The organism is Nocardioides sp. 503 (assembly GCF_004522095.1).
In the GTDB taxonomy this organism is placed as follows: domain Bacteria; phylum Actinomycetota; class Actinomycetes; order Propionibacteriales; family Nocardioidaceae; genus Nocardioides.
The window spans coordinates 12,388-25,546 of record NZ_SPUI01000009.1; the positions used below are offsets into that span (position 1 = coordinate 12,388).

Sequence of the window (13,159 nt, forward strand, 5' to 3'; positions counted from 1 at the left end):
GTGCTGTCGGGGGACGTCGCCCGCGCGGAGATGGCGAAGTACGCCGCCTCGGAGAGCGACCGGGCCAGGGGCCTGCGTGTCCACAAGTTGTTGGCACCCAGACTCGCCACGGACATCGTGTCGAGCCTCGTCGACTCCCGCCGGCCCTGGCGGGCCGTTGCGCAGCGGCTCGACGAGCTCAGCCTGGCCAAGCGCGAGAAGGTGCTCCACGCCGTCAGCCCCGAGCTCGGCGGACACCTGGCGTACTGGTGGGAGTGGTCGACGCAGGAGCCCTACCAGCGTGGTTGGCAGCGACGCGCCTACCGCTCACCCGACAAGGCGGACTCGCTGGCCGCCCGATGGGCGGAGCTCGGTCAGTTCCTGCGTCACTCGGTGCAGTACCCCCAGCCGCTGGAGTGGCAGGCGGCGTGGGCGCTCCATCTCGGCCAGTACGTCCCCCTGGGCTCGCTCTTCGCCTCCGCCATCGCCCGCGGCAACCGCGAGGTCCTCGACGTCCTCGTCACCAGCCTGCAGGGTCACCACGACATCAGCGGGCCGTCGCACTCGGCGTTCGTGGCGCTCCTGTCCTCGCCGGAACCGACGGGGTGGGCCGAGGTCGAGCGGTTCCTGGTCGCCGCCCAACGCTCGGAGGGCCTGCGCCAGACCATCCTGGAGGCGGCCGACGTCGCGCATCCGGAGGCGTTCGCGCGGATCCTCGACGTCGTCGTCGAGCATCGGCTGGCGAGGTTCGCCGGGACCGTCCGAGCGCTCGGTGTCTGGATCGGCGAGGACCTCACCGTCCGCCACGAGAAGCAGGTGGCCGACGCGGTCGTCGCCATCCGCGACTTCCTCCGGCAGCCTCCCCGGCCGACCGCCCTGCTCGATGCCGAACCCGTCGTCGCCTTCCTCGGGGCCTGGTCCCTGGCGGTCCGGGACGTGCACGCGGGGATCACCGCCGCGGACGCCCTGCTCGCCAGCCCGGACGACCGGACCAGGCTGGCGGCCGCCCGGCTCCTGAGCGACGTCGCCACGCCTGCCGCCGGTGAGGCGTTGGCTCGTGCGGTCACCGACTCCTCCCTGCCGGTCTACGCCGCGGCCGTCACCGCCTGGCCGGCTCATCGGTACGGCAGCGACGACTCCCGGGTGCCGATGCCGGAACCGGTGCGGGCCGACCTCCACGCCCGCGTCCGGACGCTGGGCAAGCTGCAGGAGGTCGAGACCGGTCTGATCGGGACGCTGCCCCGCAAGGTCGGTGGCACCCTCGCGGCGGACATCCTCGTCTGCCACTCCGGTGGGCGGCCCCTCGACCCGACGCTCGTGGCCGCCGCCTCCGCAGACGGACGCAGCATCGCGGCACGCGAGTACGCCAAGGACCCGGTCGCGCACCGCGCCGCCCTGTTCTCCCTCGTCTCCGACCGCTCCACGGCGGTGCGGGACACCGTCAGCGGCGCGCTGCGGTCGCTCCCGGAGGTGTCCGACGTCGAGGCCCGACTCCTCGAGGACGCCCTCACTCGCAAGGCCTCCGACCTCCGCACGACTTCCCTCACGATCCTGCGCAAGCAGGATGCGCGAGGCCTGGCAGCGTCGATCGAGCGGCTTGCGGCCGGCACAGCAGAGCAGAGGAGGGCAGCCGACGAGCTCGGCGGTGCTCCCGCACGAGGCAATGCGGCAGCGCAGGAGATACCGGCCGGCCTCAGGTTCGAGGTGTCGGACCGCACGCCCGCGCAACGCCCTGCGGTGCTCCCCGCCAGCTCGTGGCAGCACCACCACGACCGGTTCCGGCTCGCGTGGACCTCCTTGACCGGCTGGCTCGCCGAGCACGCCGACGTGGAGGTCCAGAGCCACGGCGGTGTCGAGCTCCTCGCGAACGTCCGGTGGATACATGCCGGCAAGGACGGTGCCCTACCCCTGCCGGAGATACTCGGGCCCTGGTGGGAACGCATCGAACCGCAGCTCACCGACGGCGGGGTCGAGCTCGCTCTACTCTCCTACATTCCGCGGGTCAACCGGCGGTGGGCGGTCGACGTCACCCGGACCGTCGTCGGGCCGGTGGCTTCGGAGCTCCCGAAGGCCGACGTCAACGCCCTCCAGTGGCAGGCGTTCCGAGCGATCGCTCAACACGCCAGGCGCGACTCGTGGTCCGAGCCCGTGCTGCAGCTCCTGGAGACTGCCGCCGCAGCACTTCCCGTTGACGGCTTGCGGGGTCCGGCCGAGGTCATGGAGCGGCGCGGACGACGTGTCGAGCACGATCGATGGGGCAACCCACTGGGTACGGACGAGCGCAGCGCCTTCGCCGGTCTGTTCAGCGGCAGATCCGAGTTCGTCGACCCCGCCAGCCTCACTGATGACCAGGTGGCCAGGCTCTGGAGGGCGCTCCGGTTCATCGATGAGCCCGAGGGGACCATCGACCGCTGGAACGGCCCCCAGGTCGAGGTCGAGGCTCGCACCTGGCACGGCGGCGCTGGTGGGACCGTGCGGGTGCCTGACCAACCGGACCGATGGCCGCCTCCCGCGAGGATCCTGGTCGAGGCCTTCCGTCGGGGTGCCGCAACGAGGGCGGACGTGGTCGACGCCCTCGTCGCCGCTCCCATCGTCACCCACGGGTACTCCCACGCGCCGCGACAGGACGCTCTCCGGGCGCTCACCGGGCTGCGGCCCGAGCCGTGGGCGGCCCACGAACAGGTCCACGACATCGTCGCCGACGTCCGGTCCGCGGTCATCGCCGCCGAGGTCGCTCGCGGCGACCTGCCGGGTTCGCTCTCCGAGACCGCCCACGGGCTGCGCACCACCTATGGCGCTCGCCAGCTGGTGCAGTGCCTGACTGCCCTGGGCAGACGGCCGTTCGCCCGCGCCTACGCCTGGACCCCCTCGCGGGAGAGCAGTCTGTCCCACCTCATCCGCGTCAACCAGCCACTCGCCGACGACACCGCGGACGAGCTCGGCCGGCTCGCCGGCGATGCGAGGATCCCCGACCAGCGGCTCATCGAGACCGCGGTGTACGCCCCGCAGTGGTCCCGGCTGATGGAGCTGCGCCTGGGATGGGACGGACTCGAGTCCGCCGTGTGGTGGGTTCACGCGCACACCAAGGACGACAGCTGGTCCGTGGATGCCGAGATCCGCGCCCAGTGGGCCACCGAGGTCAGCCAACGCACACCCCTCGAGCCGACCGACCTCGTCAACGGGGCAGCGGACGTCCGATGGTTCCACGATGTCGTGGCGACGCTCGGCGAAGAGCGGTTCGACCAGGTCCTCAAGGCTGCCAAGTACGCCTCGTCCTCGGGAGGACACAAGCGCGCCGACCTCTTCGCCCAGGCGTTACTCGGAAGGGTCGACGAGACGGCCGTCGTCCGGCGCCTTCGGGACAAGCGTCACCAGGACTCGGTCCGCGCTCTGGGCCTCCTGCCGCTGGAGGACCAGACGGCCCTGCTGAGGCGGTACGAGCTGCTGCGCGGGTTCGTCGCCTCCGATCGCACCTCCGGTTCGCAGCGTCGGGCCTCCGAGTCCACCGCCGTCGAGGTCGGCCTGGAGAACCTCGCCCGCACCGCAGGGTTCCGTGACCCCCAGCGACTGGTGTGGGCGATGGAGGCGGAAGCGGTCCGTGACCTGGCGGAGGGACCCGTCACCGCGGTGGACGGCGACCTCGTCGTCGCGCTCTCCATCGACGCCGCCGGGGCACCCGAGCTGACGGTCCACCGAGCGGGCAGACCACTCAAGTCCGTTCCGGCGAAGAGCGCCAAGGTCCCGGAGGTCGCCCAGCTCCGAGACCGGGCGACCTCGCTCCGCAAGCAGGTCCGCCGCATGCGCAGCTCGCTGGAGTCGGCGTGCGTGCTGGGGGACGCCTTCGAACCCGACGAGCTGGAGGACCTCCTCCGGCACCCGATCCTCGCGCCGATGCTGCGCGACCTCGTCCTCGTCGACGACGAGGGCATCGTCGGGCTCCCTCGGGACGGCGCCACGCTGTCGGCACCCGACGGGACCCAGCGCCGCGCCGTCGGAGGCCTACGGGTCGCGCACCCGGTCGACCTGCTGTCCTCGGGGGAGTGGCCGGACTTCCAGCACGACCTCATGTCCGCCGGGCGACGCCAGCCCTTCAAGCAGCTCTTCCGTGAGCTCTACACGCTCAACGAGAACGAGCGCGACGAGGCCGGCGTCAGCTCGCACAGGTACGCCGGCCACCAGGTCGAGGCTCGACGGGCCGGTGGCATCTTCACCTCACGTGGGTGGGTGGCCGACTTCGAGCAGGGCTTCTCGCGGACCTTCCACCAGCAGAAGCTCACCGCCTGGTGTCATCTCGTCAACGGGTGGGGCTCACCCACCGAGGTCGAGGACGCCACGATGGACGACATCACCTTCCACCCGGCCGGTCACTGGCGGCCGCTTCCTCTCGCGGACGTCCCCGCCCGCGTGTTCTCCGAGACGATGCGCGACCTGGACCTCGTCGTCTCCGTGGCGCACGCGAGCGGCCTCGACCCCGAGGCCTCCGAGTCGTCGATCGACGTGCGCCGCCGCCTCGTGGACGAGACGGCCTCCATGCTCGACATGACCAACGTCGAGGTCGGCGGCCACCACGTACGGATCAAGGGCCGCCTCGGCACCTACTCGGTGCACCTGGGCTCCGGTGTCGTGCACCGGATCCCGGGCAACGCGGTGTGCATCGTCCCGGTCTCCGCCCAGCACCGGGGCCGGGTCTTCCTGCCGTTCGCGGACGACGACCCGCGGACCGCGGAGCTCGTGGCCAAGGTCGTCCTGCTCGCCCGCGACGACAAGATCAAGGACCCGACGATCCTGCAGCAGCTGGTCGGATAGCCGGCGGACCGACCGTACGTGCCGGAAAATGGATCGACTCCCTCCGGCAGACTGAGCGCGTGCTCCTGACCGTCACGACCACCCACCAGCCGGCGACCGACCTCGGCTACCTCCTGCACAAGCACCCGGACCGCGTGCAGGAGTTCACGCAGTCGTTCGGCACCGTGACGGTCCTCTACCCCGAGGCCACCGTTCAGAGGTGCACCGTCGCACTCCTGCTCGACGTCGACCCGGTCCGGCTGGCCCGGTCACGCGGGAGGAACGCTCCCGACTTCAGCCTGGCTCAGTACGTCAACGACCGCTCCTACGCGGCGTCGTCGCTGCTCTCCGTGGCGATGGCCGACGTGTTCAGCACCGCCCGCAGCGGCCGCTGCGACTCCCGGCAGGAGCTCGCCGACTCCGCGATCCCGCTGGAGATCGAGGTCCCGGTGCTCCCGTGCCGCGGGGGACCGGCGATCGCGCACCGGCTCTTCGAGCCCCTGGGCTGGACGGTCGAGGCCGAGCCCGTCGCGCTGGACGACGCGTTCCCCGAGTGGGGGGACTCCCGCTACGTCCGGCTGCGCCTGAGCGGCGTCGTCCGGCTGGCCGACGCGCTCAACCAGCTGCACGTGCTGCTGCCGGTCCTCGACGAGTCGAAGCACTACTGGCAGGGCCCCGACGAGGTCGACAAGCTGCTGCGCTCGGGGGAGGGGTGGCTCACCACCCATCCCGACGCCGACCTCATCACCCGCCGCTACCTCGGCCGCCGTGGTGCCCTGACCCGCGTCGCACTGGCCCGGCTCGCCGAGCTCGGCGACGAGGTGGAGGAGGCCGTGGAGCCGGCCGAGGACGAAGAGGCCCTGCAGCCCGCTGAGAAGCGGGTCCCGCTCAACGCCCAGCGCCACGACGCCGTGCACCGGGTGCTGCTCGAGCTCGGCGCGCGCTCGGTCATCGACCTGGGCTGCGGCCCGGGGCAGTTCCTGGCGCGGCTGGTGCAGACGCCGTCGTTCACGCGGGTCGCGGGCTCCGACGTGTCCACCCGGTCGCTCCAGCACGCCTCCCGCCGGCTGCACCTCGACCGGATGAGCGAGCGTCAGGCCGAGCGGGTGCAGCTCTTCCAGGGCGCCCTCACCTACGAGGACGACCGCTACGCCGGCTTCGACGCCGCCGTGCTCATGGAGGTCGTCGAGCACGTCGACGCCTCCCGGCTGGCGGCGCTCGAGCACGTCGTGTTCGGAGCGGCCAGGCCGGGTGCGGTCGTCGTGACCACCCCCAACGCCGAGTACAACGTGCTGTACGACGACCTCGTCGGCATGCGACACCCCGACCACCGCTTCGAGTGGACCCGGGCCGAGCTCGCCGAGTGGTCCGAGCACGTCGGGTCGACGTACGGCTACGCCGTGGAGCTGCACGGCGTCGGCGACGTGGACGACACGTGGGGCTCGCCGACCCAGATGGCCGTCTTCACACGAGCGGAGGGGTCCGATGACTGAGGCACCCACCACCCGACAGGTCGTCGTCCCCGCCATGGGCCTGGTGGTCCTGGTCGGCGTCTCGGGCAGCGGCAAGTCGACGTTCGCGCGCACCCACTTCAAGCCGACCGAGGTCATCTCCAGCGACTTCTGCCGCGGCCTCGTCTCCGATGACGAGAACGACCAGTCCGCCACCCCGGACGCCTTCGACGTCCTGCACTACATCGTCGGCACCCGGCTGCGCCGCGGGCTGCTCACCGTGGTCGACGCCACCAACGTGCAGCAGAGCGCTCGAGCGGCGCTGGTCGCGCTCGCCAGGAGCCACGACGTCCTGGTCGACGCCATCGTCCTCGACGTCCCCGAGCCCGTCGCGATCGCGCGCAACAAGCAGCGGCCGGACCGCGACTTCGGCGACCACGTCGTCGCCCGCCAGCACCGCGACCTCAAGCGGTCCCTGCGACGGCTCACCAAGGAGGGGTTCCGCCGCGTCCACGTGCTGCCCGGCACCGACCAGGCCGAGGCGGTGGAGATCGTCCGCGAGCGCCCCTGGAACGACCGCAGGGAGGTCCACGGCCCGTTCGACGTCGTCGGCGACGTCCACGGCTGCGCCTCCGAGCTGCGCACCCTCCTCACCACGTTGGGGTGGCAGCTGACCTACGACGGCGACACCGCCGTCGGTGCCTCGCACCCGGAGGGACGCCAGGCGGTCTTCGTCGGCGACCTCGTCGACCGCGGCCCGGACACCCCCGGGGTCCTGCGCCTCGTCATGGGCATGGTGGCCGCCGGCACCGCGCTGTGCGTCTCAGGCAACCACGAGGCCAAGCTGGTCCGCGCCCTGCGTGGCTCCAAGGTCACCGTCTCCCACGGTCTGGCCGAGTCGCTCGCGCAGCTCGAGGCCGGCCCGGAGGACCTGCGCACGCAGGCGCTGGAGTTCATGGACGGCCTCATCAGCCACTACGTCCTCGACGACGGGAGGCTCGTCGTCGCCCACGCCGGGCTCAAGGAGGCCTACCACGGCCGGTCGTCCGGGCGCGTCCGCTCCTTCGCGCTGTACGGCGACACCACCGGCGAGACCGACGACTACGGCCTTCCCGTCCGCTACCCCTGGGCGCAGGACTACCGCGGAAAGGCCATGGTCGTCTACGGACACACCCCCGTCCCGAAGGCCGAGTGGGTCAACAACACCATCTGCCTCGACACCGGGGTGGTCTTCGGTGGCGAGCTCACCGCGCTGCGCTACCCCGAGCGGGAGATCGTCTCGGTCCCGGCGGAGCAGGAGTGGTACGAGCCCGTCCGACCGCTCGCGCCGGCCGCCGGCGACCGCGAGGCCTCGGTGCTCAGGATCGGCGACGTCGCGGGCACCCGGTGGCTGGAGACGACGCACGCCGGGAAGGTGAAGATCCCGGAGGAGAACGCCGCGGCCGCGCTCGAGGTGATGAGCCGGTTCGCCGTCGACCCGCGCTGGCTGGTCTACCTGCCGCCGACCATGTCACCGGTGGCCACGTCCAAGGTCGACGGGTTCCTGGAGCACCCGGCGCAGGCCTTCGACGAGTACGCCGGCTGGGGTGTCACGCGGGTCGTGTGCGAGGAGAAGCACATGGGGTCACGCGCCGTCGCGGTGATCGCGAGGGACGCGGACGCCGCAGAACGCCGCTTCGGCATCGGCGACGGCACGACCGGCGTCGTCTACACCCGCACGGGCCGCCCGTTCTTCGCGGACACCACCGACCTGATCGACCGGCTGCGGGAGACGGCCGCGCCGTTGTTCGACTCGCTGGACACCGACTGGCTCGCCCTCGACTGCGAGCTGCTGCCGTGGTCGGTCAAGGCGCTCGACCTGATCCAGGCCCAGTACGCCTCGGTCGGCGCCGCTGCCCGTCACGTGCTGCCCGAGGCGCGCTCGGTCCTCGAGCGGGCCGCTGCGCGCGGCCTCGACGTCGGGGGGCGACTCGAGCGGGTCGAGCGCCGCCTGGTCAACGCCGAGGCGTTCCGCGACGCCTACGCCGCCTACGTCCACCCGACCGACGGGCTCGACGGCGTCACGCTCGCGCCGTTCCAGGTCCTGGCCGCCGAGGGACGGGCGCTCGCGCTCACCGAGTCGCACGAGTGGCACCTCGCGGAGCTCGCGAAGCTGCAGGGCGACCTGGTCACGCCGACGCGCCACCGCTTCGTGGACCTCTCCTCCGCAGCGGAGCGCGACGCCGCCACCGACTGGTGGCTGGAGTTGACCGCCGCCGGCGGGGAGGGCATGGTCGTCAAGCCGGCCCACCTGACCACCGGTCGTGTCCAGCCCGGCATCAAGGTGCGCGGGCGGGAGTACCTGCGGATCATCTACGGACCCGACTACACCGACTCGCTCGACGTGCTCCGCGAGCGCCACCTCGGCAAGAAGCGTCAGCTCGCCCAGCGCGAGCACGGGCTCGGCCTGGAGGCGCTCACGGCGTTCGTCGACCGCGCGCCGCTGTGGAAGGTGCACCAGGCGGTCTTCGCGGTCCTCGCGCTCGAGTCCGAGCCGGTCGACCCGCGGCTCTGAGCGAAGCCCGCGCGGTGAGCAAGGCGTCCTCTCGGCGAGACCCTGGGCTCCTCACCGCTCGTCGTCCGAGGTCTGGCCGGCCCGGGCCATCAGGACCCGGCTGGCGGTCAGGAGGATGGCGGAGATGACGACTCCGGTGCGGAGGCCGGCGACCGGGTGCGGACTGAGGACCAGGGCGCCGAGCGCCGCCACCGCGGTGGCCATCGACATCTGGCGGGCGGTGAAGTAGACCCCGGAGGCGAGGCCCGGGTGGTCGCCCCCGCTGCGGGTGGCCACGTGGTTCAGGCTGGGTGAGTAGATGCTGCTCCCCAGGCCGACGAGGACGGTGCCGATCGTCAGGATCGGCCAGGTGCCGGGCCCGGCGACGCCCAGCGTGACGAGCGTGCCGAGCAACGCCATGGACATGCCGGTCCTCAGCATGAACGGTTGGCCGCGCCTGGCGAGGAGGGGGTTGACGGTGGTGGTGCCGACGATGGTCACGAGTGAGAACGGGGCGAGGACCATGGCTGTCCCGATCGGGTCGAGGTCCCAGTTCCTCTGCAGGTGCAGCGCGAGCATGAACGGGAGCCCGAACCCGGCGAACTGGAAGGCGTAGCCGGCCACGACGGCGGCTCGAAACGCCGGCTCCCGGCGCAGGGTCCCGGGGATGACGGGCCGAGACGTCCGCCGCTCCAGGAGGACGAACGCCGTCGCCGCGCCCAGTCCGGCAGCCAGGAGCGCGAGGACGACGACGGATCGCGGTCCCCGGGTGGAGAGCTCGACCAGTCCGCTGATGAGGAGCACGGGTCCCAGGACACCCAGCGCGAGTCCCGTCGCAGCGGGCCGGCGGCCGAGCGGCGCCGGTACGTCGACCAGGTGTCGGGACGCGGCCGCTGCCATCAGAGCCAGGGGAAGGACGACGACGAAGACGAACCGCCAGCCCAGCGCCTCGGTCACGACCGCGCCGAGGACCGGTCCGGTCACCAGGCCGAGGCTGCCGGCGACGGCGATGGTGTTCACCACCCGGGCCTGGGTGGCCGGGTCGGGGTAGCTGCTGACGGCCAGGGCCAGGATCATGGGCAGGACGCCGGCCGCGCACACACCTTGGGCCGCGCGGGCGGTGATGAGGACGGTCAGGTCGGGGCTGAGGGCGCACACCCCGGTGCTGAGTGCGAACCCAGCCAGCGAGGACTTCAGCAGGCGGTCCCTGCCGATACGGTCGCCGAGCCCGCCGGCGAGGATCATGCCGCTGGCGAGCGGCAGCACGTAGGCGTTGACGATCCACTCGAGCCCGGCCGTGGACGCGGCGAGGTCGCCGGCGATGCGCGGGACCGCCAGGTTGAGAGCGCCGCCCTCGCAGAGGATCAGGAACATGCTCAGGCTGAGTGCCAGCGAAGCGGCACGCCCGGGCCGGTGGTCCTCGTCGCGGTCACCTCCCGCGAGGACCGTGCCGCGTCGGTCTCCGGTGCTCACCGCAGGGCGCCGATGCCGGGCGCGGAGAGGTGGAGCACCTCGAACTCCTCGGCAGCGCCGCCGTGGAGGTCCTGCGCCGGCACCCGCGTCGTGGTGAGGACCAGCTGGGTGAGGGTCCAGGTGCTGGTGTCGATGAGAGACGCGGCGGAGTGCACGCCGGGCCGTGCGGTGGTGGTCTCGCACCACGCCTCGCTGCGGGCTGCGGTGTCTTCGAGGGAGGTGCCGACCGCGAGGGGCGCGGTCGAGACGGTGGCGTGGCGGGGCGCCGACGGGTCGCCGCTGCGGCGGAAGCTGCCGCCCAGCCAGGTCCGGACCGGGGGCCGGCCGAAGTCGCGCACGATGCCGGCGAACCCCCCTCGACCCCAGAGGAACGTCGACGCCGCGCCGGTGTCGTGCCACAGGTAGAGGGGCGAGTAGGAGTTGCAGGGTGCTCCCGCGGTGACGTCGCGCGCGAGGTAGGCCTTGATCCCCAGGCCGGGGAGCTCGTCCAGGAGGTGGCCCCGCGTGGCGACGCGCTCTCGGACGAGGTGCATGTCGTAGTCGCGGGGTAGGCGGATGTCGTAGTGCATCGCAAACACGGTGATGGTCCTCTCGGGTTGACGGGTTGACGGGTTGACGGGTCGACGCAGCGCGAGCCGCGCAGGTCGCCGACGCACAGGCGCGGCCGTCGGCGGCGCGCGTGGTGACGGGTACGGACGTGGTGCTCGGGCTGCAAGGACGCCGTGGGCGCGACGGGCGTGGGGGAGGTGGCTACGAGGTGCTGGTGGTCGCGGCCTGCCGGTGGGCGGCTACCGCTCCTGCGTGCGTGCCGATGCGTCCGCGAGCGCCGTGTGCAGCCGCTCCGGGCGCTCGGAGATGCGGTTCAGCACGTAGAGCCACCACTCGCTGCCGAAGACGACGTACTCACGGGTGCGGTGTCCGTCGCGGCGCAGCCGCTCGAGCGCCGCATCGCCCAACCCGAGCAGCATCTCGAACTCGACCTGGTCGCCGCGCAGGGCGTCTCCGTGGCGACGGACGAGCTCGTCGAGGAGGAGGTCGTCGTGGGTGGCGAGGGAGACCGGCCCGCCGTGGGTGACGAGCACGTCCGCCAGACGCAGGTACGCCCGGTGCAGCGCCTCGCTCTCCCGGGGGTGGGCCACGTGCTCGGGCTCCTCGAAGGCGCCCTTGACCAGGCGGACCCGCCCCGGCATGCCGAGCACGCGAGCGAGGTCCTCGGGGGTGCGGTGCAGCCGGGCCTGGAGCGTCACTCCCACCGCTCCGGGACAGGTCTCCGAGAGCCGCTCGTAGGTGTCGAGGACGAGGTCGGTGCGCTCGGAGCCCTCCGCCGAGAGCATCAGCACGGTGCCGGCGTCCCGCGCCGCCTGCGCGACCCGGACGGCGTGCCGGTGACCCAGCTCGCGATCGACCAGCAGGCCGAGGTGGGTGAGGTCCAGCGAGATCGTGCTCGGCAGCCCGGTGAGGCGGATCTGCTCGGCGATGGACACGAAGACCTCCGTGGCCCTGCGGGCCTCGTCGGCGTCCCGCACGCTCTCTCCGACGAGCTCGAGGCTCACTGCGTGTCCGCGCCGGACGCTGTCCCGGGCCCGGTCGAGCGCCTCGGGGAGGGTCTCGCCCGCGAGGTAGCGGTGCGCCACCTGGCGAGCCAGGGCGGCGAGGGTGGCCTCGGACATCACCCGCCGCTTGGTCGCCTCGTCGAGGGCGAGCAGCCGGAGGGCGCGAGCGCTGGCGAGGTGGGCGTCCTCCGTCGGCTCCGCTGCGGTCTGGGGATGGGTGAGGGCGTGCGTGGTCATGGGTCGTTCCTCTCGAGCAGGGGTGGGGACTAGCGGACCGAGACGCGCACCCTCGCCGAGGCGTTGCGCAGCTCTCGGGCGTCGGGGTCGCCCACGACCTTGAGCGTGCGGTCGCCCGTGGAGGACAGGACGACCCGCACCCGGTAGCCGCCCGTGGAGGCCGTGCGGACCTGGGCGCCCGTGAGCGGGTACCACCCGGCGGCGTTGCGTCCGTACACCCGGACCGAGCCGCGGAGGCCGGTGGAGCCCTGCGCCAGCCGGCCGGTCAGCACGAGCTGCTCACCGGGGTGGACCGAACCGTCGGAGGCGGCCACGGTGATGCGGGTGCCCGGCGCCGCGGCGCCGGCGTCGGCGCGTGCCGAGACGAGGTCGGTGGCGGTCGCCGCTCCGACGAGGGCGAGGGCCGCGGTGGTCATCGCGGCGGTGCGGGTGCGCTGGGTGGTCATGTCGTGTCCTTCGGTCGTGGGGCGGAGGGCCCGCCCTCGTCCCGGAGCCTGCCGGGCAGTCCTTGTCGCGGGCTTGCGCTCCGTCCGGGGGTCCTTGTCCGGCTGCGCACCCACAGGACAAGGCAGGAGCAAGCGGACCCGGCGACGGTGGGCCTGATCACGACCCCGAGGAGAGGCACGCCCATGACGACCACACCCACACCGCCGGTGAACCCCCACCCGACCCCGACCCTGGAGGAGCTCTTCACCGAGCCCTCGATCTCGCCGATGCTGGTCCTGGTCGCCGGCCCCTACCGGTCCGGCACGGGGGACGACCCTGCTCGACTGCAGTCGCACGTCGACGACATGAACGCCGCGGCGCTGGAGCTGTTCCAGCGCGGCCACGTCCCGCTCACGGGCGAGGCCATGGCGCTGCCGCTGGCCGCGCTCGCCGGCTCGGTGCGACCCGGGGACGCCGCGTTCGACGCGATCTTCCACCCGTTCGCAAGGCGGCTCCTGCGCCGTTGCGACGCGGTCGTCCGGATCGGAGGGCCCTCGGCCGGCGCCGACGAGATGGTGCAGATCGCCCGCAGTCAGGGTGCTGCGATCTACACCGACGTCGCCGACGTCCCGCGGGCGACGCGATGAGCGTCGTGGGCGTGACGGCCGGGCCGTCGCCGGCTGTCAGCGAGACGCAAGCCGCCCGCAAGCACTGGTGGCGAG

Annotated in this window: 8 protein-coding genes; 4 read left to right on the top strand and 4 right to left on the bottom strand. The window is 72.6% G+C overall.

The features are described 5' to 3' along the window. Genes E4622_RS20090 through E4622_RS20100 form a run of 3 tightly spaced genes read left to right on the top strand, consistent with a single transcriptional unit; the run spans position 1 to position 8,769 of the window. Complete coding sequence (locus E4622_RS20090; protein WP_134742008.1) at positions 1–4,785, top strand: DUF4132 domain-containing protein; 4,785 nt, start codon at positions 1–3, stop codon at positions 4,783–4,785. A gap of 59 nt (positions 4,786–4,844) precedes the next feature. Further along, entirely contained in the window at positions 4,845–6,257 is a 1,413-nt protein-coding gene (locus tag E4622_RS20095) for a 3' terminal RNA ribose 2'-O-methyltransferase Hen1 (protein ID WP_134742009.1), read from the top strand. Beyond that, a complete protein-coding gene (locus tag E4622_RS20100; RefSeq protein ID WP_134742010.1) occupies positions 6,250–8,769 on the top strand; it encodes a polynucleotide kinase-phosphatase in 2,520 nt (839 codons plus the stop codon). The genes E4622_RS20095 and E4622_RS20100 overlap by 8 nt, the downstream gene beginning before the upstream one ends. Before the next feature lie 51 nt (positions 8,770–8,820). On the opposite strand, the gene E4622_RS20105 is transcribed toward E4622_RS20100, so the two are convergent. The 4 genes from E4622_RS20105 to E4622_RS20120 form a co-directional block, all read right to left on the bottom strand. Continuing rightward, positions 8,821–10,221, bottom strand: a complete 1,401-nt coding sequence (locus E4622_RS20105) for an MFS transporter (RefSeq protein WP_134742011.1) — start codon at positions 10,219–10,221, stop codon at positions 8,821–8,823. After that, positions 10,218–10,790, bottom strand: a complete 573-nt coding sequence (locus E4622_RS20110; RefSeq protein ID WP_134742012.1) for a DUF4865 family protein — start codon at positions 10,788–10,790, stop codon at positions 10,218–10,220. Before E4622_RS20110 ends, E4622_RS20105 begins: the two co-directional genes overlap by 4 nt. Before the next feature lie 219 nt (positions 10,791–11,009). Then, on the bottom strand, positions 11,010–12,011 hold the full coding sequence (locus E4622_RS20115; RefSeq protein ID WP_134742013.1) for a proline dehydrogenase family protein: 1,002 nt from the start codon (positions 12,009–12,011) through the stop codon (positions 11,010–11,012). Positions 12,012–12,040: 29 nt separating this feature from the next. After that, positions 12,041–12,457 carry a hypothetical protein gene (locus tag E4622_RS20120; RefSeq protein WP_134742014.1) on the bottom strand — a complete coding sequence of 139 codons (417 nt, stop codon included), beginning with the start codon at positions 12,455–12,457 and terminating at the stop codon, positions 12,041–12,043. Between the two features lie 183 nt (positions 12,458–12,640). Between E4622_RS20120 and E4622_RS20125 the strand changes: the two genes are divergently transcribed. After that, positions 12,641–13,084 (top strand): DUF4406 domain-containing protein, encoded by a 444-nt coding sequence (locus E4622_RS20125; protein ID WP_209022029.1) that lies wholly within the window; start codon positions 12,641–12,643, stop codon positions 13,082–13,084. The last annotated feature ends 75 nt before the right edge of the window (positions 13,085–13,159 follow it).